Annotated in this window: 17 protein-coding genes and 2 pseudogenes; 9 read left to right on the forward strand and 10 right to left on the reverse strand. The window is 53.1% G+C overall.

All coding sequences use genetic code 11. The annotated features are described in order from the left end of the window. Positions 1 to 59: 59 nt before the first annotated feature. The 9 genes from IUJ45_RS05175 to IUJ45_RS05215 all read right to left on the reverse strand — a co-directional run bounded on the left by IUJ45_RS05175 (position 60) and on the right by IUJ45_RS05215 (position 5,382). Entirely contained in the window at positions 60 to 548 is a 489-nt protein-coding gene (locus tag IUJ45_RS05175) for a peroxiredoxin family protein (protein ID WP_002218071.1), read from the reverse strand. Further along, positions 545 to 928, reverse strand: coding sequence for an acyl-CoA thioesterase (locus IUJ45_RS05180; RefSeq protein WP_002214837.1), 384 nt, complete (start codon positions 926 to 928; stop codon positions 545 to 547). The genes IUJ45_RS05175 and IUJ45_RS05180 overlap by 4 nt, the downstream gene beginning before the upstream one ends. Continuing rightward, positions 928 to 1,290 (reverse strand): hypothetical protein, encoded by a 363-nt coding sequence (locus tag IUJ45_RS05185; protein WP_002229974.1) that lies wholly within the window; start codon positions 1,288 to 1,290, stop codon positions 928 to 930. Before IUJ45_RS05185 ends, IUJ45_RS05180 begins: the two co-directional genes overlap by 1 nt. Before the next feature lie 124 nt (positions 1,291 to 1,414). Further along, the gene (locus IUJ45_RS05190; protein WP_002247162.1) at positions 1,415 to 2,254 is read right to left on the reverse strand and encodes an MlaA family lipoprotein; all 840 of its coding nucleotides are present in this window, start codon (positions 2,252 to 2,254) and stop codon (positions 1,415 to 1,417) included. Further along, positions 2,251 to 2,529 carry an STAS domain-containing protein gene (locus tag IUJ45_RS05195; RefSeq protein WP_002219879.1) on the reverse strand — a complete coding sequence of 93 codons (279 nt, stop codon included), beginning with the start codon at positions 2,527 to 2,529 and terminating at the stop codon, positions 2,251 to 2,253. The genes IUJ45_RS05190 and IUJ45_RS05195 overlap by 4 nt, the downstream gene beginning before the upstream one ends. A 56-nt stretch (positions 2,530 to 2,585) precedes the next feature. Then, positions 2,586 to 3,176 (reverse strand): MlaC/ttg2D family ABC transporter substrate-binding protein, encoded by a 591-nt coding sequence (locus IUJ45_RS05200; RefSeq protein WP_002247150.1) that lies wholly within the window; start codon positions 3,174 to 3,176, stop codon positions 2,586 to 2,588. A 36-nt stretch (positions 3,177 to 3,212) separates the two neighbouring features. After that, a complete protein-coding gene (gene mlaD, locus IUJ45_RS05205; protein ID WP_002219881.1) occupies positions 3,213 to 3,707 on the reverse strand; it encodes an outer membrane lipid asymmetry maintenance protein MlaD in 495 nt (164 codons plus the stop codon). Between the two features lie 50 nt (positions 3,708 to 3,757). Continuing rightward, complete coding sequence (gene mlaE, locus IUJ45_RS05210; RefSeq protein WP_002219882.1) at positions 3,758 to 4,534, reverse strand: lipid asymmetry maintenance ABC transporter permease subunit MlaE; 777 nt, start codon at positions 4,532 to 4,534, stop codon at positions 3,758 to 3,760. Between the two features lie 47 nt (positions 4,535 to 4,581). Next, the gene (locus IUJ45_RS05215; protein WP_002247168.1) at positions 4,582 to 5,382 is read right to left on the reverse strand and encodes an ABC transporter ATP-binding protein; all 801 of its coding nucleotides are present in this window, start codon (positions 5,380 to 5,382) and stop codon (positions 4,582 to 4,584) included. A 172-nt stretch (positions 5,383 to 5,554) separates the two neighbouring features. Between IUJ45_RS05215 and IUJ45_RS05220 the strand changes: the two genes are divergently transcribed. The 7 genes and pseudogenes from IUJ45_RS05220 (at position 5,555) to IUJ45_RS05250 (ending at position 16,173) form a co-directional block, all read left to right on the forward strand. Continuing rightward, positions 5,555 to 6,472 carry a helix-turn-helix transcriptional regulator gene (locus IUJ45_RS05220; protein ID WP_002249477.1) on the forward strand — a complete coding sequence of 306 codons (918 nt, stop codon included), beginning with the start codon at positions 5,555 to 5,557 and terminating at the stop codon, positions 6,470 to 6,472. A gap of 30 nt (positions 6,473 to 6,502) precedes the next feature. Continuing rightward, positions 6,503 to 6,679: a hypothetical protein gene (locus IUJ45_RS05225; protein ID WP_002214853.1), complete on the forward strand. Its 177-nt coding sequence runs from the start codon at positions 6,503 to 6,505 to the stop codon at positions 6,677 to 6,679. Continuing rightward, positions 6,680 to 7,069 carry a hypothetical protein gene (locus IUJ45_RS05230; RefSeq protein ID WP_000965859.1) on the forward strand — a complete coding sequence of 130 codons (390 nt, stop codon included), beginning with the start codon at positions 6,680 to 6,682 and terminating at the stop codon, positions 7,067 to 7,069. It abuts the gene before it with no gap. Positions 7,070 to 7,077: 8 nt separating this feature from the next. After that, on the forward strand, positions 7,078 to 7,278 hold the full coding sequence (locus IUJ45_RS05235; RefSeq protein WP_010981086.1) for a hypothetical protein: 201 nt from the start codon (positions 7,078 to 7,080) through the stop codon (positions 7,276 to 7,278). 34 nt (positions 7,279 to 7,312) lie between these two features. Further along, on the forward strand, positions 7,313 to 8,755 hold the full coding sequence (aldA, locus tag IUJ45_RS05240) for an aldehyde dehydrogenase (RefSeq protein ID WP_002247160.1): 1,443 nt from the start codon (positions 7,313 to 7,315) through the stop codon (positions 8,753 to 8,755). A 1,032-nt stretch (positions 8,756 to 9,787) separates the two neighbouring features. Further along, positions 9,788 to 12,992, forward strand: a pseudogene (nalP, locus tag IUJ45_RS05245) (serine endopeptidase autotransporter NalP). Between the two features lie 1,399 nt (positions 12,993 to 14,391). After that, positions 14,392 to 16,173 (forward strand): bifunctional chorismate-binding protein/class IV aminotransferase, encoded by a 1,782-nt coding sequence (locus IUJ45_RS05250; RefSeq protein WP_002246472.1) that lies wholly within the window; start codon positions 14,392 to 14,394, stop codon positions 16,171 to 16,173. 58 nt (positions 16,174 to 16,231) lie between these two features. On the opposite strand, the gene IUJ45_RS05255 is transcribed toward IUJ45_RS05250, so the two are convergent. After that, the gene (locus IUJ45_RS05255) at positions 16,232 to 17,749 is read right to left on the reverse strand and encodes a surface lipoprotein assembly modifier (protein WP_002246473.1); all 1,518 of its coding nucleotides are present in this window, start codon (positions 17,747 to 17,749) and stop codon (positions 16,232 to 16,234) included. A 1,268-nt stretch (positions 17,750 to 19,017) separates the two neighbouring features. On the opposite strand from IUJ45_RS05255, the pseudogene IUJ45_RS05260 reads away from it, so the two are divergent. Beyond that, a pseudogene (locus tag IUJ45_RS05260) lies at positions 19,018 to 20,044 on the forward strand (Slam-dependent surface lipoprotein). A 27-nt stretch (positions 20,045 to 20,071) separates the two neighbouring features. After that, the gene (hupB, locus tag IUJ45_RS05265; protein WP_002247099.1) at positions 20,072 to 22,498 is read left to right on the forward strand and encodes a haemoglobin-haptoglobin-utilization protein HupB; all 2,427 of its coding nucleotides are present in this window, start codon (positions 20,072 to 20,074) and stop codon (positions 22,496 to 22,498) included. Positions 22,499 to 23,036 lie beyond the last annotated feature (538 nt).

Below are 23,036 nucleotides of genomic sequence, written 5' to 3' on the forward strand. Positions count from 1 at the left end.
GCGGATGATCTGAAAAAACAGGAACATCGTTTCTGTTTTTTGCGCTTCAGACGGCATCGCTATTGTGCCAGCGCGGTATCGATTTCTTGGTAGAGTTTGCCGAAATCGGGTTCGCCGACATAAGTTTTGAGGATTTCGCCTTTTTTGCCGATAAGGACGGAAGTCGGATAAACCTGTGTGCCGAACGCCTGTCCGACAGCTTTGTCCGCATCATACATGACGGTAAACGGCAAACCGTAGTCTTTGACATATTGGCGGACGCTTTCTATCGGATCGATGGGCTGGGCGACGGCAAGGACTTGGAAGTTTTTGTTTTTATAGTCATTTGCCGTTTTAATGATTTTGGGCATTTCGCTCACACAACCCGGACAGGAGGGAAACCAAAAATTAATCAGGGTAACTTTGCCTTGCAGGTCGGCGTTGGAAACGGTTTTTCCGTGCAGGTCGGACAGGGAGAAAGCGGGCGCGGTTTTGCTGTCGGGGATGAGGACGATGGCAAGGAGGATGCCGATCAGTGCGACGACGGCGGCGGTGAGTATTTTTTTCATTCGGACAAGGCTTCCAATGCGCGGGCAAGGGTGGCGGGCAGGCTGACGGTGCGTTGTGTGGCGGCGTGGACGGGCATCAGGGTAATGTCGGCTTCTGCGGCGGTTTTGCCGTTTGGCAGTGTAATCGTCTGGGTCAGCACAATACGGCGCGTGCCGGGGGTTTTCAGGCGGCATGAAAACTGCAATACGTCGCCTTCGACGGCGGGGCGGCTGTATCGGATGTCGATGCGGGCGACAATCAGTATGAGGCCTGCCAACTCGTGCAGCAGTCCGCGTTCTTCAAAAAACGCCCAGCGCGCTTCTTCGAAAAATTCGAGGTAGCGCGCATTGTTGACATGGCCGTAGCCGTCGAGATGGTAGTTGCGGACGGTCAGCTTCATCAGTTCAGGTTGATGGGTTGGAAGGCTTCGCGGGCAAGCGGTTCGTGTTCGAGGTCGGTGATGACGGTAGAAAGCTGGATGTCGAACCATTCGTTGAAAATGTCGGCATCGAGCGCGGGCCACTCGCGTTCGTCTTCGCACCAGTCGGCAAGTTCGGCGGCGAAAATGTCTTCAAAACGGGCTTCGATTTCGTCCCATACTTCGTCGGCGGTTTCGCACGGGCGGACAAGGTAGGAATTGGCGTCGGCTTGGATGTCTTCAAGAGTCAGTCCGTCGAGGTGGTTGCCCGGCAGGGTTTGCAGCCAGTTCCAAAAAGGTTCTAAAGGGATGAGGACGAATACGCTGCGGTTGACTTCGTACATGGTTTTTCCTTTGCTGTCGCGCGGTATGCGCAAAAAAGAGATTATAGCCCAATCTGTGGTTTCGGACTGTCCGTTCCGACAGAAGGGAATGCCGTCCGAACACGGATTTTCAGACGGCATGGCTTTAAGGTTGTGTTCCAGGTTGTGTTCCAGGTTGCGTTTCGGCTTCCCCTGCTGCTTCTGCCTGTGTTTCGGATACGGAATCTTCTTGAACGGCAGTTTCCGCCGCGCCGGTTTCGGCACTTTCGACCAATTCGTCGATGTCGATGTTATCTTCCGTACCTTCGGCAGGTGTTGCACCGGTCTGCCGCGCACGGACTTTCATATAGAGGTCGCGCGTGTAGCTGTATTTGTCGATGGCGGCTTCGTCCAGACTGTCGGTCAAATCGAGCAGGCCTTCGCGCGTACTGACGGCGGATACGGCAGTCGTGCCCCAGCGTCCGACAGGGGTGCGGAAGACGATATTCTTGGGCGAATAAACGGAGGTAATACCCGTGCCGAGCGCGTCGCGGACGGTGGACGGCCCTAAGACGGGCAACACGAAATAATTGCTGTTTTTCCATCCCCACGAAGCAAACGTGTCGCCCAAGGTGTTTTTATTGTCGGGAATGCCGCCCGCGCCGGCGATGTCGATAAGCCCGCCCAAACCGAAAGTGGTGTTGATACCGACGCGGACAAGGTCTTCGCTTGCGCGTTTGATGTCTAAGCGCAAGATATTGCTGCCGAAGCTGACCACGTCGCACAGGTTGTTAAAAAAATTGGACACGCCGGCGCGGACGGGTTTCGGCGCAACTTTGCGGTAGCCGCGCGCGGCAGGGGCGAAAATGTAGCGGTCGGCTTGGTCGTTGAATTTGAAAACGGCGCGGTTGTAGCCTTCATAAGGGTCGGCGGGGCGGGTTTCGGCAAATGCAGGGGCGGAAGCGAACCCGATCAGCAGGAGGAAGGCATAGGCGGTTTTTTTCATGATTTCAGCCAGTCTTTGATTTCGTACAGTTCGGACAGCGCGCGCACGGATTCGGGAATGCCGGTCAGCCTGACGCTGCCTTTGCAACCGCGCAGCACTTCGAGCAGCAGCGACACGCAGGCGGAATCGGCGCGTCCGACGCCGCTCAAATCAACCGCGCGGGTGTCTTTCAGACGACATTGCTGTCTGAAGCGGGTAAAGGCGGCGGCGGTCAGGGTTTTGACGGTTACGTCGCCGCTGATGTGCAGTGTTCCGTTGTTGAGTTCTGTATGCATAGTGTTCGGTAGGAAAAAATCCATGCCATCTTCAGTCTGGCGGCATGGCTTATGGATTACTTGCTGCCGTTTTTAGCCTTCAACTCGGCAATCAGTCCGTCCACGCCTTTCGCTTTGATAATTTCGCCGAATTGGTTGCGGTACACGGTAACCAGGCTCGCGCCTTCGATGGCGACGTTGTAGGTACGGTATTTACCGCCGCTTTGGTAGGTGGTGAAGTCCATGTTGACGGGTTTTTGCCCGGGTACGCCGACTTCGGCGCGGACGATGATTTCTTTGCCGCCTTTATTGACGATGGGATTGTCTTTGACGTTGACGTTGGCGTTTTTTAATTTCAGCATCGTGCCGGAATAGGTGCGGATCAGCAGGGTTTGAAATTCTTTGGCCAACGCTTGTTTTTGCGCGTCGGACGCGGTGCGCCAAGGGTTGCCGACCGCCAATGCGGTCATACGTTGGAAATCGAAATAGGGAATCGCATAGGCTTCGGCTTTTTGGCGGGCGGTGTTGGCATCACCGCTTTTTAAGATGCTCAATACTTGAGTGGCGTTTTGACGGATTTGGTTTACCGCGTCGGCAGGGGCGGCAAATGCCATGCCGATGCTCAAAATACCGATGCCCAATGCGCTGATGAAGGAGGATTTTTTCATGATTAAGTGTCCTAGTTTGAATATGATGGCATACGTTTATTCGGCGGCTTTTTCCGCATTGCCGCCGTCGGCATTTTTCTCGGCAAAACTCGTCATGAATTTGCCGATAAGGTTTTCCAGAACCATTGCAGAACTGGTTACGGAGATGGTGTCGCCGGCAGCAAGGTTTTCCGTGTCGCCGCCCTGCTGCAGCCCGATGTACTGCTCGCCCAAAAGTCCCGAAGTCAGGATTTGCGCGGAAACGTCGCTGCTGAACTGATACTTGCCGTCCAAATCGAGGCGCACCCTCGCCTGATAGGATTTCGGGTCAAGTCCGATAGCGCCGACGCGCCCGACCAATACGCCTGCGGATTTGACGGGGGCATTGACCTTCAAACCGCCGATGTCGCCGAAATCGGCATAAACGGCGTAAGTTTTGTCCGAACCGCCGAACGCCGCACCGCCGGCCACGCGGAAAGCGAGAAAGGCAACCGCCGCCGCGCCAATCAGGACGAACAGTCCGACCCAAAATTCCAATATGTTCTTTTTCATTAAAGTTCCTTGAATATCCGATGTTCCGCGTTTCGTCTTCAGACGGCCTGTCAATCTGTAAACATCCACGCGGTCAATATAAAATCGACCGCCAAAATCGTCAGGGCGGACGAAACCACCGTGCGCGTGCTGGCGCGCAAAATGCCTTCCGAGGTCGGGACGCAGTGGAAGCCCTGATGCACGGCAATCAGCGTTACCGCCACGCCGAACGCGGCGGATTTGATCAGACCGTTGATTACATCGTAATGTATCGTGATGTTGTTCTGCATTTGCGACCAGAAAATACCGCTGTCCAAGCCCAGCCAGGTTACACCGACCAAATACGCGCCGAAAATACCCGCCACGTTGAAAATCGAAGCCAAAAGCGGCATGGAAAACACGCCCGCCCAAAAGCGCGGCGCAACCACTCGGGCGACGGGGTTTACCGCCATCACGTTCATCGCTTCGAGCTGTTCGGTCGTTTTCATCAAACCGATTTCGCTGGTCATCGCACCGCCCGCGCTGCTGGCAAACAGAATCGCCGCCAACACCGGACCCAGTTCGCGCAACAGCGAAGCCGCGACCATATAGCCCAAAATATCGGCGGATTTGAATTTCGACAACTGCGTATAGCCCTGCAAACCCAAGACCATGCCGACAAACAGCCCTGAAACGGCAACAATCAACACCGACAGCACGCCGGCAAAATACACTTGGCGCACGCTCAGGCGCGGACGGACGAAAGCCGTACCGGATTTCGCCAGAATATTCAGCAGAAACAGCGTGATACTGCCGAGAGATTGAATAAGGCCGAGGGTTTTCGCCCCGACGGAACGGATAAAATTCATAAATTTCTATATGTAAAGTTCAACGGTTTCAGACGGCACCTGCTCATTTACCCGAGCAAATCCTGCTGCAACGACGTTTGCGCCGGATAGCGGTATGCTACGGGGCCGTCTGCCAGCCCGCCGACAAACTGGCGCACCCAAGGCGAATCCAGTTCGCGCATTTCCTGCGGCGAGCCGGAGAACATAATTTCGCCGTGCGCCAAAAAAATCACCTGATCGACGATTTCCAAAGATTTTTCAATGTCGTGCGTTACCATAACGCTGGTCGAACGCAAAGCCTTATTGACGCGGCTGATCAAGTGGGCAATCACGCCCAAGGAAATCGGATCGAGGCCGGTAAACGGTTCGTCGTACAACATAATTTCAGGGTCGAGCGCAATCGTGCGGGCAAGCGCGACGCGGCGCGACATCCCACCGGACAACTCGGACGGCATCAGGTTTTCCACGCCGCGCAAACCGACCGCGTTCAGTTTCAACAAAACCAAATCTCGAATCACCGCTTCCGGCAGGCGTGTCAGTTCGCGCATCGGAAAAGCGATATTGTCGAATACCGACAAATCGGTAAACAGCGCGCCGTGTTGGAATAATACGCCCATGCGGCGGCGGTGTTCGTAGAGTTCGTCAGCCGAAAAGCCCGCCAAATCACGCCCTTCTATCAGAACTTTGCCCGACTGCGGACGGATCTGACCCGTAATCAGCCGCATCAGCGTGGTTTTGCCGCTGCCCGAACCGCCCATCACGGCGGCAAAATTGCCTTGCGGAATGCTGAAATTGATGTCGTTCAGAATCGGGCGGTCGCCATACGCAAAAGCGACGTCTTTCATTTCGATAAAGGGGGATGGGCTCATGTACGGACGGACGGTAGGTTTGACGGCGTGTATTTTAAGGCTTATCGGGAAGACGGGCAATTTTCAGACGGCATACGGACGGTAAATGTTGTGAAAATGCCGTTGTCGGCGGCGGATTGTTTGCTGTGGCGAAAAATGTTATCTTTCAAATGATAACCTTTATCAGAAAACTATGGAAAAAGCAGAACATTTGAACAGCAGCCGGTTCGTCAATCTAGTCAAAAGCGGCGGCGGCAGCTATGTGGAGGGCAGCTACCGTTTCGATACTTTGTCCAACGGCATTTCCATCCACGGCGGCACAGTAACGGCACGGTGTGATTTTTGCAGCAGCCGCCTCGCCGAACCTTATGTGTCGTTCGTGCTCTTGCTGGAAGGCAGTTTGGACTTCGGCATCAACCGCTGCCGCTTCCAAATCGATGCGGACGGCGGCAAGATTGTCCTAATTGCTGTCGGGGAAGAAGTCCTGTTCAGCCGCTATCTTTACCGAGGCGGCAAAACGGTCAAAATGACAATTAAAGGTATGGAACAATGGCTGCTGCGTCCGGAATACGCGCGTTTCGCACCCCTGCTTTACCGCGAACCGGTCAGGATATGGGATTTGCCCCCGAACCTGCGCGGCTTGGCGGCATCCTGCCTGAAAGCCGTCCCAAAGGGGCATTTGGGCGAAACATTGCGCCGCGAGGCGGACGTGTTGCGGCTGCTGTCGGACTTGTGGGACACGGTTTCAGACGGCATCGGGCCGGCGGCGGGGCAAACGGCGGAAGCAGACGCTATGCCGTCTGAAGACTTCAGCCGCATCCTGAATGCCGCGTTTGCCGGCGGCGCACATCAAGTCAACCGGCTGGCAGACACGCTGAACATCAGCGAAAGGACGCTGCAACGCCGTATGCGCGACCATTTCGGCATTACGGCAAGCGAATGGCTGCACCACAAACAAATGCAGCACGCGCTCTATCTGTTGCAAAACGGGGGAAAAAGCATAGGCGAAACCGCATATTTATGCGGCTACCGCCACGTTTCCAGCTTTACTCAGGCATTCAGGCAATATTTCGGCAGCACGCCTGCGGAAACCAAAAAAGAAAACCGGTAAGCCGCATTTGATTTAAAACCCGAAATCCGCATGTCTGGATATGTTCAGTTTTTGGGTACTGATTCCAAAGGTCAATCTAAATTTATTTTTGTTGGAACCAATGAAAATGGTAGTATTACCACGATACATACAAAATCAGGAAAAGACTTTTGGAGAACTTTGAATAACAATCCAAAAAACAAAACAATTTATCCAAAGGCAAGATAAATGTTATATAAATGTAAAATCAAAAAGTTAGATAACACCATTGAAGAGGCAGTATTGATTGAAATAAATGGTTATGAACTACATTGTTTTATATCGTACTGCCCATTCAAAATATTTGAAAATCAATTTTATGAAGTGGAATTATCCTATGAAATCTTTAATGATTACATACTGGATAAATCAACTTCAAATATTGGATTTAGAAAAATAGATGATAGTTTCAAGTATGAAATAACGGCAGAATTAAAAAATAATCATCTAACCCTACAAAATATACAATTTGAAGAAGATGAGTATTTAATAAACTACTCTTATCTTGATAATTGTTTGGTTACATTAACGGTTGATAGAATAAGTGTTTCATTTATTAGAGAAATTCAGGCAGCCTGAAACCTGTTGTGGATACCGTTGGCAGTTTAGCGATTGGTTATGCCACAGGCGGCAATGCTGGGGCTTTTACTGGTGCGAATGCAGATTGGAATAATCGGCAGTTGCATTCGAGTGAATATAAATTAGCAGAACAATATGCAGACATAGTAGCTTCTCGTCTAAACATTTCAAAAGAAACTTGTACGGTAGTTTATTTGGGAATAAACTAAAACTACATCTGACTACAAAACCGGAGAACCTGAAATGAAACAATTGGCCATGTACATCAACGGACGCTTTGAAAACGATTTCAACGGCGAATGGCGCAACGTATTGAACCCGTCCACCGAAGAGGCCATCGCCCGCGAACCCAAAGGCGGCAAAGCAGACGTTGACCGCGCCGTAGCGGCGGCGCGTGCGGCGCAACCGGCTTGGGAGCGTCTGCCTGCGGTCGAACGCGGCGCGTATTTGCGCAAAATCGCCCAAGGCATACGCGAACGCGCCGACGAGCTGACCGACACCATTGTCGCCGAAGGCGGCAAAACCAAAGACTTGGCGCGCGTGGAAGTGATGTTCACCGCCGACTATCTCGATTACCAAGCCGAATGGGCGCGCCGTTACGAAGGCGAAATCATCCAAAGCGACCGTCCGCGCGAAAATATTTTATTGTTCAAACGTCCGCTGGGCGTAATTGCCGGCATTTTGCCGTGGAACTTCCCCTTCTTCCTGATTGCCCGCAAAATGGGCCCCGCTTTGGTAACGGGCAATACCATCGTCGTCAAACCCAGCAGCGTAACCCCGATCAACTGCCACATCTTCGCCGAAATCGTCGATGCGGTCGGACTGCCCGCCGGCGTGTTCAACGTGGTGAACGGCCCGGGCGCGGAAATCGGCAATGCCTTGTCCGCCCATCCGCAAGTCGATATGGTCAGCCTGACCGGCTCCGTCGAAGCGGGCCGCCAAGTGATGGAAGCCGCTTCCGCCAACATCACCAAAGTTTCGTTGGAACTCGGCGGCAAAGCCCCCGCCATCGTGTTGAAAGACGCGGATTTGGATTTGGCGGTGAAATCCATCTTGGCTTCGCGCGTCGGCAACACCGGTCAAATCTGCAACTGCGCCGAGCGCGTCTATGTCCACAGCAGCCTGAAAGACGCGTTTATCGAAAAAATGACCGCCGCGATGAAAGGCGTGCGCTACGGCAACCCTGCCGAAGCCGAAGCAGGCGCATTGGAAATGGGCCCGCTGATTGAAGAGCGCGCCGTCAAAGCCGTTGCCGAAAAAGTGGAACGGGCAGTCAAACAAGGTGCGAAATTGGTTTGCGGCGGCAAACGCGCCGAAGGGCGCGGCTATTTCTTCGAGCCGACCCTGCTGACCGACACCGACAACAGTATGGACATTATGAAAGAAGAAACCTTCGGCCCCGTGCTGCCCGTTTCCGCTTTCGACACGCTCGACCAAGTCATCGCACTGGCTAACGATTGCGAGTTTGGTCTGACCAGTTCTGTTTATACGACTAATTTAAACGAAGCCTTCTACGTTACCCGCCGCCTGCAATTCGGCGAAACCTACATCAACCGCGAAAACTTCGAAGCCATGCAGGGTTTCCACGCCGGTTGGAAAAAATCCGGTATCGGCGGCGCGGACGGCAAACACGGTTTGGAAGAATATCTGCAAACCCAAGTCGTTTATTTGGAAACCGACATTTAATGCCGCTTTAAAACCCCGATAGAAAATGCCGTCTGAACCCGTTTTCAGGTTCAGACGGCATTTTTATTGCTTCATCGGCAATCAGTCATGACCGAGGTCGATGTTTTTGTCTTTGTATAGTGGATTAACAAAAATCAGGACAAGGCGACGAAGCCGCAGACAGTACAAATAGTACGGAACCGATTCACTTGGTGCTTCAGCACCTTAGAGAATCGTTCTCTTTGAGCTAAGGCGAGGCAACGCCGTACTGGTTTTTGTTAATCCGCTATATTCCACCATCTCTAAGATTTACAGCGATACACGGGTGATTTAAGGAATGCCCGAACCGTCATTCCCGCCACTTTCCGTCATTCCCGCGAAAGCGGGAATCTAGAATCTCGGACTTTCAGATAATCTTTGAATATTGCTGTTGTTCTAAGGTCTAGATTCCCGCCTGCGCGGGAATGACGAATCCATCCGCACGGAAACCTGCACCGCGTCATTCCCACGAACCCACATCCCGTCATTCCCACGAAAGTGGGAATCTAGAAATGAAAAGCAACAGGCATTTATCGGAAATAACTGAAACCGAACAGACTAGATTCCCGCCTGCGCGGGAATGACGGCTGCAGATGCCCGACGGTCTTTATAGCGGATTAACAAAAATCAGGACAAGGCGACGAAGCCGCAGACAGTACAGATAGTACGGAACCGATTCACTTGTTAAAGAATCGTTCTCTTTGAGCTAAGGCGAGGCAACGCCGTACTGGTTTTTGTTCATCCACTATAACTAGGGAAATTCAAATTAAGTTAGAATTATCCCTATGAGAAAAAGCCGTCTAAGCCGGTATAAACAAAATAAACTCATTGAGCTATTTGTCGAAAGTTCAAATTTCCATTTTAAAACAATTAGTAAAATCGAGTTTATCCTAGTTGTCCAAGACAACCCCTATAATAATATAATTCAAAATATAAAAACGGGTTACATCTAAACATTACGGAATTTTTATTCCCTCGCCTGAATTCTATTGTCAGATTCAAGGAGACCTCATCATGCGAACGACCCCAACCTTCCCTACAAAAACTTTCAAACCGGCTGCCATGGCGTTAGCTGTTGCAACAACACTTTCTGCCTGCTTAGGCGGCGGCGGAGGCGGCACTTCTGCGCCCGACTTCAATGCAGGCGGCACCGGTATCGGCAGCAACAGCAGGGCAACAACAGCGAAATCAGCAGCAATATCTTACGCCGGTATCAAGAACGAAATGTGCAAAGACAGAAGCATGCTCTGTGCCGGTCGGGATGACGTTGCGGTTACAGACAGGGATGCCAAAATCAATGCCCCCCCCGAATCTGCATACCGGAGACTTTACAAACCCAAATGACGCATACAAGAATTTGATCAACCTCAAACCTGCAATTGAAGCAGGCTATACAGGACGCGGGGTAGAGGTAGGTATCGTCGACACAGGCGAATCCGTCGGCAGCATATCCTTTCCCGAACTGTATGGCAGAAAAGAACACGGCTATAACGAAAATTACAAAAACTATACGGCGTATATGCGGAAGGAAGCGCCTGAAGACGGAGACGGTAAAGACATTGAAGCTTCTTTCGACGATGAGGCCGTTATAGAGACTGAAGCAAAGCCGACGGATATCCGCCACGTAAAAGAAATCGGACACATCGATGTGGTCTCCCATATTATTGGCGGGCGTTCCGTGGACGGCAGACCTGCAGGCGGTATTGCGCCCGATGCGACGCTACACATAATGAATACGCATGATGGAACCAAGAACGAAATAATGTCTGCAGCCATCCGCAATGCATGGGTCAAGCTGGGCGAACGTGGCGTGCGCATCGTCAATAACAGTTTTGGAACAACATCGAGGGCAGGCACTGCCGACCATTTCCAAATAGCCAATTCGGAGGAGCAGTACCGCCAAGCGTTGCTCGCCTATTCCGGCGGTGATAAAACAGACGAGGGTATCCGCCTGATGCAACAGAGCGATTACGGCAACTTGTCCTACCACATCCGTAATAAAAACATGCTTTTCATTTTTTCGGCAAGCAATGACGCACAAGCTCAGCCCAACACACTGACCCTATTGCCATTTTATGAAAAAGACGCTCAAAAAGGCATTATCACAGTTGCAGGCGTAGACCGCAGTGGAGAAAAGTTCAATGGCTCCAACCATTGCGGAATTACTGCCATGTGGTGCCTGTCGGCACCCTATGAAGCAAGCGTCCGTTTCACCCGTACAAACCCGATTCAAATTGCCGGAACATCCTTTTCCGCACCCATCGTAACCGGCACGGCGGCTCTGCTGCTGCAGAAATACCCGTGGATGAGCAACGACAACCTGCGTACCACGCTGCTGACAACGGCTCAGGACATCGGTGCAGTCGGCGTGGACAGCAAGTTCGGCTGGGGACTGCTGGATACGGGTAAGGCCATGAACGGACCCGCGTCCTTTCCGTTCGGCGACTTTACCGCCGATACGAAAGGTACATCCGATATTGCCTACTCCTTCCGTAACGACATTTCAGGCACGGGCGGCCTGATCAAAAAAGGCGGCAGCCAACTGCAACTGCACGGCAACAACACCTATACGGGCAAAACCGTTATCGAAGGCGGTTCGCTGGTGTTGTACGGCAACAACAAATCGGATATGCACGTCGAAACCAAAGGTGCGCTGATTTATAACGGGGCGGCATCCGGCGGTAGCCTGAACAGCGACGGCATTGTCTATCTGGCAGATACCGACCGATCCGGCGCAAACGAAACCGTGCACATCAAAGGCGATCTGCAGCTGGGCGGCGAAGGTACGCTGTACACACGTTTGGGCAAACTGCTGAAAGTGGACGGTACGGCGATGACCGGCGGCAAGCTGTACATGTCGGCAGGCGGTAAGGGGGCAGGCTATCTCAACCGTACCGGACAACGTGTTCCCTTCCTGAGTGCCGCCAAAATCGGGCGGGATTATTCTTTCTTCACAAACATCGAAACCGACGGCGGTCTGCTGGCTTCCCTCGACAGCGTCGAAAAAACAGCGGGTAGTGAAGGCGACACGCTGTCCTATTATGTCCGTCGCGGCAATGCGGCACGGACTGCTTCGGCAGCGGCACATTCCGCGCCCGCCGGTCTGAAACACGCCGTAGAACAGGGCGGCAGCAATCTGGAAAACCTGATGGTCGAACTGGATGCCTCCGAATCATCCGCAACACCCGAGACGGTTGAAACTGCGGCCGCCGACCGCACAGATATGCCGGGCATCCGCCCCTACGGCGCAACTTTCCGCGCAGCGGCAGCCGTACAGCATGCGAATGCCGCCGACGGTGTACGCATCTTCAACAATCTCGCCGCTACCGTCTATGCCGACAGTACCGCCGCCCATGCCGATATGCAGGGACGCCGCCTGAAAGCCGTATCGGACGGGTTGGACCACAACGCTACGGGTCTGCGCGTCATCGCGCAAACCCAACAGGACGGTGGAACGTGGGAACAGGGCGGTGTTGAAGGCAAAATGCGCGGCAGTACCCAAACCGTCGGCATTGCCGCGAAAACCGGCGAAAATACGACAGCAGCCGCCACACTGGGCATGGGACACAGCACATGGAGCGAAAACAGTGCAAATGCAAAAACCGACAGCATTAGTCTGTTTGCAGGCATACGGCACGATGCGGGCGATATCGGCTATCTCAAAGGCCTGTTCTCCTACGGACGCTACAAAAACAGCATCAGCCGCAGCACCGGTGCGGACGAACATGCGGAAGGCAGCGTCAACGGCACGCTGATGCAGCTGGGCGCACTGGGCGGTGTCAACGTTCCGTTTGCCGCAACGGGAGATTTGACGGTCGAAGGCGGTCTGCGCTACGACCTGCTCAAACAGGATGCATTCGCCGAAAAAGGCAGTGCTTTGGGCTGGAGCGGCAACAGCATCACTGAAGGCACACTGGTCGGACTCGCGGGTCTGAAGCTGTCGCAACCCTTGAGCGATAAAGCCGTCCTGTTTGCAACGGCGGGCGTGGAACGCGACCTGAACGGACGCGACTACACGGTAACGGGCGGCTTTACCGGCGCGACTGCAGCAACCGGCAAGACGGGGGCACGCAATATGCCGCACACCCGCCTGGTTGCCGGTCTGGGCGCGGATGTCGAATTCGGCAACGGCTGGAACGGCTTGGCACGTTACAGCTACGCCGGTTCCAAACAGTACGGCAACCACAGCGGACGAGTCGGCGTAGGCTACCGGTTCTGACGGACAGGAAGCAGACAGCCGCAAAGATCACGGTCTTTGCGGCTGTTTCTTATGAAAAGAAGACCCTATTCCAATTGCCTGCTTCTATTGTTTCAAGACTTCTTCCAAAGATTCGGCATCAATCAGATGTATAGCGGATTAACAAAAATTAGGACAAGGCGGCGAAGCCGCAGACAGTACAGGTAGTACGGAACCGATTCACTTGGTGCTTCAGCACCTTAGAGAATCGTTCTCTTTGAGCTAAGGCGAGGCAACGCCGTACTGGTTTTTGTTAATCCGCTATATTCCGCCATCTCTAAGATTTACAGCGATACACGGGTGATTTAAGGAATGCCCGAACCGTCATTCCCGCCACTTTCCGTCATTCCCGCGAAAGCGGGAATCTAGGACGCAGGGTTAAGAAAACCTACATCCCGTCATTCCCGCGAAAGCGGGAATCTAGAATCTCGGACTTTCAGATAATCTTTGAATATTGCTGTTGTTCTAAGGTCTAGATTCCCGCCTGCGCGGGAATGACGATTCATAAGTTTCCCGAAATTCCAACATAACCGAAACCTGACAGTAACCGTAGCAACTGAACCGTCATTCCCACGGAAGTGGGAATCTAGAAATGAAAAGCAACAGGCATTTATCGGAAATAACTGAAATCGAACAGACCTAGATTCCCGCCTGCGCGGGAATGACGATTCATAAGTTTCCCGAAATTCCAACATAACCGAAACCTGACAGTAACCGTAGCAACTGAACCGTCATTCCCACGGAAGTGGGAATCTAGAAATGAAAAGCAACAGGCATTTATCGGAAATAACTGAAACCGAACAGACCTAGATTCCCGCCTGCGCGGGAATGACGGCTGCAGATGCCCGACGGTCTTTATAGCGGATTAACAAAAATCAGGACAAGACGACGAAGCCGCAGACAGTACAAATAGTACGGAACCGATTCACTTGGTGCTTCAGCACCTTAGAGAATCGTTCTCTTTGAGCTAAGGCGAGACAACGCCGTACTGGTTTTTGTTAATCCACTATACTTGGAGCTGATCTTGCTTTTCGCCCAATTCCACACTTTCAAACGGTTGCAGCTGGTGGTCTGCCATAAAGGTCTCCTTATTGTATTTCAGGTTGGAAATGTTTCAACACACAGGACGACACATAAAGCGTCGCCCTATGTGTTGCCCTGATTTGGAAGGGGTTACGCCCCTCCCAAATAAAGTCTGATTCTACCGCCCTAAAGGGCGGGGTTTAAACCGAAAAGGAAATACGATGAAAATCCATTTTCACAATTTTACACCCTCGCCCCCACTTTCTCTACATAAAATTACATTTTGCCGATATTTGCCGAATCGTCTGAAAATATGTGTAAAAAGAGCGTATAATCAAAACATTTGCCCCGAATTGCCATGCCCTATTTCGCCCTGTTTGACGATGCCGTAAGCGGTCGCGCAAAACGCTATCAAAATCATGTGGAAAGCCGTTTTTTCCGTCCCGAAGAACTCGATGCTTTGGACGGCGCGCTGCAATCGGGCTGGCAAAAAGGGCTGCATGCCGTGTTGTTTGCAGACTACGGATTCGGTTTGCCGCTGACGGGGGTCGAGTCCGAACGCGGCGGCAACCTTGCCCTGCACTGGTTTGCCGACTGCGCCGACACCGATGCCGCAAGCTGGCTTGCCCGACACTCAGACGGCCTCCCCGCCGGCATTTCCACGCCGCAATCCTCCGTATCCGAAGCCGATTACCTCGACCATATCCGCCAAATCCACGAAGCCATCCGACGCGGCGACACCTATCAAATCAACTACACTACCCGCCTGCACCTGCAAGCCTACGGCAATCCCGTCAAACTTTACCAACGCCTGCGCCAGCCCGTCCCCTATGCCGTTTTGTCCCACCTGCCCGATGCACAAGGGCAATCCGCGTGGACGCTGTGTTTCTCGCCCGAACTCTTCCTCAAAATCGGTTCGGACGGCACCATCAGCACCGAACCGATGAAAGGCACCGCGCCGATTTTGGGCGACGGACAAGACGAACGCCGCGCCGCCGAGTTGCAAGCAGACCCGAAAAACCGCGCCGAAAACGTGATGATTGTCGATTTGCTGCGTAACGACCTCGGCAAAATCGCCCAAACCGGCACAGTATGCGTACCCGAACCGTTTAAAGTATCGCGTTTCGGCAGCGTTTGGCAGATGACCAGCACCATCCAAGCCCAAGCCTTGCCGCACACCTCGTTCGCCGACATCCTCCGCGCCGCCTTCCCCTGCGGCAGCATCACCGGCGCGCCCAAAAAAATGAGTATGCAGATTATCGAATCGCTCGAAGCCGAAGCGCGCGGACTTTATACGGGCAGCATCGGCTATTTGAACCCGTGTTCCGGCGGCTTGGGGTTTGAAGGCACGTTCAACGTCGTTATCCGCACCTTGTCGCTCACGCCGCTTTCAGACGGCATTTATCAAGGCGTGTACGGTGTCGGTTCCGGCATCGTCATCGACAGCGACCCTGCCGCCGAATATCGGGAATGCGGCTGGAAAGCCCGTTTCCTCAACGAATTGCGCCCCGACTTCGGCATTTTTGAAACCCTGCGCGTGGAAAACGGACGCTGCGCCCTGCTCGACCGCCACCTATGCCGTCTGAAAACCTCCGCCCAAGCCCTCAACCTGCCCCTGCCCGACGGTTGCGAAAATCAAATCAAACAATACATCGCACGCTTGCCCGACGGCGCGTTCCGCATCAAAGCCCTGCTCGCTTCAGACGGCATCAGCCTGTCCCGCGCCGTTTTAAACCGTCTGACCGACAAACAACGCGTCATCATTTCGCCGACCATCCTGCCCGCACAAAACTACCTGCGCCGCTTCAAAACCACCTGCCGCACCGTCTTCGACCAAGCGTGGCAAACCGCCGAAACACAAGGCGCGTTCGACAGCCTGTTTTTCAATTCAGACGGCATCCTGCTCGAAGGCGGCAGAAGCAACGTGTTCGTCAAACATCGCGGACAATGGCTCACGCCCTCTTTAGATTTAGACATTTTAAACGGCATAATGCGCCAAGCCGTGTTGGACGAACCGCAAAAATATTTGCAAACAAATCAAGTAATCGAAACACACATCACACAAAAAACACTGCAAGAAGCCGAAGAAATCCGCCTCTCCAACGCCTTGCGCGGCGTATTTGCCGCCGCCCTTGCCTGAACGCGCAAAAATGCCGTCCGAACCTGTTTCCAAAGTTCGGACGGCATTATCCCACCATTCAAAACCGCCAATCCGCCGACACAAACACCTCGCTGTTGCGGCGTTTCGCATACGGCACATTACTTTCCGTCCTGCCGAAACGATAATTCAACGCGGGCACGATACCTTTGTACGACAACTTGTCGTGGCTCAAAGCCAGCGAGACATTCCATTCGCGGTTGCGTTGCGCCTCTGTCGAGAAAGCCGCAACGCCCTTATAGTTGCGGCGGGCATAAGACGCGGAAACCCGACTGTTCAAACCGCCCAACTGCCGCCACTCCTGCGCCCAGCCGGCATAAACACCGTTGCGCCGGTAGGCGGCATTATTGACCGCGCCGCCCACCGTTTCGCGTTTCGGCACAAACCGCACAAACTGCCAGCCGCCGAACACAGTTGCCGATTCGCCCAAACGTTTTGCCGACGAAACATAAAACCCGTCCTGCCGACCGTTATTGTATTCCGCCCTATCCTGTTCGCGGTAGCGTTGGCGGTAATGTTCCAGCGCGACCGAAAATTGCCATCCCGGGTTTGGGCGGTAAGTATGGGACAACTGCACGCCGACTCCGTGCGCCAGCATATACGGCGGCAGGCGGCGGTTGTTTACCCGTTTTGTTTTCGCATCAAAGCCGTCGCTGCCCGACAACTGCACCTGATAAAACGGCAAAATCCCCGCCGTCTGCCGTGCATTTTTATACTGCCAACCCAAATACGCTCTGCCGAACCCGTCGTCATAAGCTGATTTTTTACTGAAATAATAGCTCGTGCCGCCGATATTGGAACGGAACAACAAATAATGATTATCTGCCAACGCCGTCAGTTTTTCCGCCTCGATTTCATAATTCAAGCCTGCCGCCCGCTCCGCCCGGCTGACACTGCATATCTGCCGGCCTCCGTTTTGCCGGCAATACTGCGGCGCGGCATTATTGGCATTTCTATTGACCGCCGGACTGATGCCGCCCGAAAAACGCCAGCCCGTCAGCCCCTCCGCTTTTTTCCGAAAACGCCCCACATTTTCCAAAACCGGCGCCGGCAAATCCAATTTTTCCGCCTCGGCAAAATGCCTTTCTGCCGACTTCAGCCGGAAATCGTCAAACTCCGCCGCCGCCAAATCCAGCAAAATCCGCTCGTCTGCCGCATTTTCCCCGTGCAGTTCCCGATACCGCGCCACCGCCTCCGCCGGCCTTCCCGCCAATTTCGCCAGCAAAGCCCGCGCCCTGCCGTACAAAACCGCGTCATAATCCGGCAGCTTGGCATACAAATCCGCCAACGAAGCGATCAAATCCGCCTGATTGCCGTTGAGCACGTCGCGCAAACTATGTTCCAACATTTTCGGATGCGCCAACAAAAAATCCCCGTCAACCACGCGCGGGGCATCATTGTCAACTTTCCAATCCGATTCCGCCCACTTATCCGACACCGACCGCTGCACCTGCAACAATGCCTTGTCATCCAAAATCGCGGGCGCATCCGCCCCATAGGCGGCAGAAACACCTGCCGCACACCAAACAACCAAAAAACCGTATCTGAAATACAACATACCCTGTCATTTACCTTTCTGGCAAACACGCCGCCGAAGCACGTCAAACCATCCGAAAAACAGGCAGAAACCCGTGAAAACCGGCTTTACCGTCTGAAAGCGGGCAGGCAAAAAACCGCCGCCCGATTTTCAAAGGGCGGATTTCACATTTATAGTGGATTAACAAAAATCAGGACAAGGCGACGAAGCCGCAGACAGTACAGATAGTACGGAACCGATTCACTTGGTGCTTCAGCACCTTAGAGAATCGTTCTCTTCGAGCTAAGGCGAGACAACGCCGTACCGGTTTTTGTTCATCCACTATAACAGCAACCCTGTCGCCGTCATTCCCGCAAAAGCGGGAATCCAGTCCGTTCAGTTTCGGTCATTTCCGATAAATTCCTGTTGCTTTTCATTTCTAGATTCCCGCTTTTGCGGGAATGATGACGGAAGGGTTTTGGTTTTTTCCGATAAATTCTTGAGGCATTGAAATTCCAGATTCCCGCCTGCGCGGGAATGACGATTCATAAGTTTCCCGAAATTCCAACATAACCGAAACCTGACAGTAACCGTAGCAACTGAACCGTCATTCCCACGAAAGTGGGAATCTAGAATCTCAGACTTTCAGATAATCTTTGAATATTGCCGCTGCCTTAAGGTCTGGATTCCCGCCTGCGCGGGAATGACGAATCCATCCGCACGGAAACCTGCACCACGTCATTCCTACGAACCTACATCCCGTCATTCCCACGAAAGTGGGAATCTAGGTCTGTCGGTGCGGAAACTTATCGGGTAAAACGGTTTCTTTAGATTCCACGTTCTAGATTCCCGCCTGCGCGGGAATGACGATTCATAAGTTTCCCGAAATTCCAACATAACCGAAACCTGACAGTAACCGTAGCAACTGAACCGTCATTCCCACGAAAGTGGGAATCTAGAAATGAAAAGCAACAGGCATTTATCGAAAATAACTGAAACCGAACAGACTAGATTCCCGCCTGCGCGGGAATGACGGCTGCAGATGCCCGACGGTCTTTATAGTGGATTAACAAAAATCAGGACAAGGCGACGGAGCCGCAGACAGTACAAATAGTACGGAACCGATTCACTTGGTGCTTGAGCACCTTAGAGAATCGTTCTCTTTGAGCTAAGGCGAGGCAACGCCGTACTGGTTTTTGTTAATCCACTATACCGATTTTTGCACCGACCCACAAAACCAGTTGACATCATATAACATTTAAACTGATAATCAAAACTATTATTAACACATCATCAAGATTGAGTATGCGATGAAATACAAAGCCCTGTCCTTACTGCCGCTTGTCGCTGCCCTTGCCGCCTGTGCCGGGGGGGGTAGCCGAACCGCACGTCCCCGTGTCCATCCCCACCGCCACGCCGCTGCCCAAAGGCGAGGTAACGTTATCAAGCGATAACGGCAAAATCGAAAACATCAACACCACCAGCACCGGAAGCACATCCGTCATTTCCATTCAAGAGCGGGCGGTTACAAAAAACTATTTCGGTGTTGAATCACAAGAAAAATCATTCATCTTCAAAACACCCGGCGGCGCGCAATACACCCTTTCATCCTACGCCGACCCCATCGTCCCCAGCTACTCCTCCCCCGATTTCAAAATTCCCGACCGCCACGCAGGGCAGCGGCTTGCAGACGGCAGCCGCATCTTTATCTGCTGCAGCGACTCCGGGGCAACCAGAGAAGCGGAAATTACCAAACAAGATTATATGAAATTCGGGGCATGGATAGGTCCCAACGGCGAAATCGACCTCTTCGCCGGCGGCTTCCCCGTCGGCAAAACACCGACATCAAGCAGTTATTACGGCAGCAGCACGCCCGAAACCCAAGGCAAAGGCAAAATCACTTATCAGGTTTGGGGCATCCGCGTCAAAGACGGGCAATTTGTTACCTCCTCTTATACGCCGCCCAAAGGCAGCTCTTTTACCGGCTACACCAACACCCCCGTCCTTTCCTTTATCACCGCCAATTTCAACAGCAACAAACTGGCAGGCGAAATCCGCGGCAACAGCGATTACGGACCGAGTGTGAAAATTGAAAACGCAACGATCAGCGGTCCGAGCTTTTCCGGCAATGCCACCTCCGGCGGCAAAACCGGCAACTTGGAAGGCAAGTTTTTTGGAAAATTCAACGGCAGCTACGGCAACACTGAAACCAGCATAGGCGGCAAAATCACTTTTAAAGACGACCGCTCCCTCGATACCGTATTCGGCGGTGTGAGTTATGTAAAAAAACTTGATGAAACCGCCAATCGAGATACCGAACACCTTACTAAACAATAAACCATCTCATCCCTACAAAGGTTTCTTATGTCCATCCCCTTCAAACCCGTATTGGCTGCCGCCGCCATCGCCCAAGCGTTTCCCGCCTTTGCGGCAGACCCCGCGCCGCAGTCCGCCCAAACGCTGAACGAAATCACCGTTACCGGCACGCACAAAACCCAAAAACTCGGCGAAGAAAAAATCCGCCGCAAAACCTTAGACAAGCTCTTGGTCAACGACGAACACGACCTGGTGCGCTACGACCCCGGCATTTCCGTCGTCGAAGGCGGCAGGGCGGGTTCTAACGGCTTTACCATACGCGGCGTGGACAAAGACCGCGTCGCCATCAACGTTGACGGGCTGGCGCAGGCGGAAAGCCGCTCTTCCGAAGCCTTCCAAGAATTGTTCGGCGCGTACGGCAACTTCAACGCCAACCGCAACACTTCCGAGCCGGAAAACTTTTCCGAAGTAACCATCACCAAAGGCGCGGACTCGCTCAAATCCGGCAGCGGCGCATTGGGCGGCGCAGTCAATTACCAAACCAAATCCGCAAGCGATTATGTTTCCGAAGACAAGCCCTACCATTTGGGGATAAAGGGCGGCAGCGTCGGCAAAAACAGCCAAAAGTTCAGCAGCATCACCGCCGCCGGCAGGCTCTTTGGTTTGGATGCCTTATTGGTTTATACCCGCCGCTTCGGCAAAGAAACCAAAAACCGCTCGACCGAGGGCGATGTCAAAATTGAAAACAAGGGATATGTTTTCAGCCCAACCCAATCATTCAGCAAGTACCAGACCTACGTAGCCACAGGGGTTGCGCGCTCCCAACCCGACCCGCAAGAATGGGTAAACAAAAGCACCTTGTTCAAGCTGGGCTACAATTTCAACGACCGCAACCGCATCGGCTGGATTTTTGAAGACTCCCGCACCGACCGTTTTACCAACGAGCTGTCTAATTTGTGGACAGGTACAATTTACTCTCCCGCAACGGGCGACTACCGCCACCGCCAAGACGTGAGCTACCGCCGCCGCTCCGGCGTCGAATACAAAAACGAATTGGAACACGGCCCGTGGGACAGCCTCAAGCTGCGCTACGACAAGCAGCGCATCGATATGAACACTTGGACTTGGGACATCCCGAAAAATTACGATTTGCGCGGCATCAACGGCGAGGTTTACCATTCGTTCCGGCATATCCGCCAAAACACCGCGCAATGGACTGCCGATTTTGAAAAACAACTCGACTTTTCCAAAGCCGTTTGGGCGGCGCAATACGGCTTGGGCGGCGGCAGAGGGGACAATGCCAACTCGGATTACAGCTATTTCGCAAAACTGTACGCCCCCAAAATCCTCGCTTCCAACCAAGCCAAAATCACAATGCTGATCGAAAACCGGTCGAAATATAAATTTGCCTATTGGAACAATGCGTTTCACTTGGGCGGCAACGACCGCTTCCGCCTGAATGCGGGCATACGCTACGACAAAAACAGCAGCAGCGCGAAAGACGATCCGAAATACACCACCGCCATCCGGGGGCAGATTCCCCATTTGGGTTCGGAACGCGCGCACGCGGGCTTCAGCTACGGCACGGGGTTCGACTGGCGGTTTACCAAGCATCTGCACTTGTTGGCAAAATACAGCACCGGCTTCCGCGCACCGACTTCGGACGAAACTTGGCTACTGTTCCCACACCCCGATTTCTACCTGAAAGCCAACCCAAACCTGAAAGCCGAAAAAGCCAAAAACTGGGAATTGGGTCTGGCGGGCAGCGGCAAAGCGGGCAACTTCAAGCTCTCGGGCTTCAAAACCAAATACCGCGACTTTATCGAATTGACGTATATGGGCGTTTCGTCAGACAACCCTAACAAGCCCACCTACGCCCCGCTTTCAGACGGTACGGCATTGGTCAGCTCGCCCGTTTGGCAAAACCAAAACCGCACCGCCGCCTGGGTGAAAGGCATAGAGTTTAACGGCACTTGGAACCTCGACAGCATCGGGCTGCCCAAAGGGCTGCACACCGGCCTCAACGTCAGCTACATCAAGGGCAAGGCAACGCAAAACAACGGCAAAGAAACGCCCATCAACGCGCTTTCGCCGTGGACGGCGGTTTACAGCCTGGGCTATGACGCGCCTTCCAAACGCTGGGGCATCAACGCCTACGCCACGCGCACCGCCGCCAAAAAGCCGTCCGACACCGTCCACAGCAACGACGATTTGAACAACCCGTGGCCTTATGCCAAACACAGCAAGGCCTATACGCTGTTCGACCTTTCCGCCTACCTCAACATCGGCAAACAGGTTACGCTCCGCGCCGCCGCGTACAACATTACCAACAAGCAGTACTACACTTGGGAATCTTTACGCAGCATCCGCGAATTCGGCACAGTCAACCGCGTTGACAACAAAACCCACGCCGGCATCCAACGCTTTACCTCGCCGGGCAGGAGCTACAATTTCACCATCGAAGCGAAGTTCTAAGCTCCTGATGTGCCAATGCCGTCTGAAACCCGATGATTTGGGTTTCAGACGGCATTTTTTACGGTCGCACCGCCGCCCCCTTTCAGGCTTGTACCAAGCCCAATCCCGCAACTCTCCGTCATTCCCGCAACTCTCCGTCATTCCCGCGACTCTCCGTCATTCCCACGGAAGTGGGAATCTAGAAACGCAAAGCTGCAAGAATTTATCGGAAATGACTGAAACTCAACGAACCTGGATTCCCGCCTGCGCGGGAATGACGAAGCTATCCGCACAGAAACCTGCACCACGTCATTCCCACGAAAGTGGGAATCCAGAACGTAAAATCTGAAGAAACCGTTTTATCCGATACGTTTCCGCACCGACAGACCTAGATTCCCGCTTTCGCGGGAATGACGGCGGAAAGGTTGCTGTTTTTCCGATAAATTCCTGCCGCTCTTCGTTTTTGGGATGGCGGGAAATAAAACAAAAGCGCGCGTATCAAAAAATAACAATGCAAAGAACGGTGTTGGCAATTTTAAGGTTTGCGCCTTAGCCGCAC

Origin of the sequence: Neisseria meningitidis, from assembly GCF_022869645.1 — a bacterium.
Classification (GTDB): Bacteria; Pseudomonadota; Gammaproteobacteria; order Burkholderiales; family Neisseriaceae; genus Neisseria; species Neisseria meningitidis.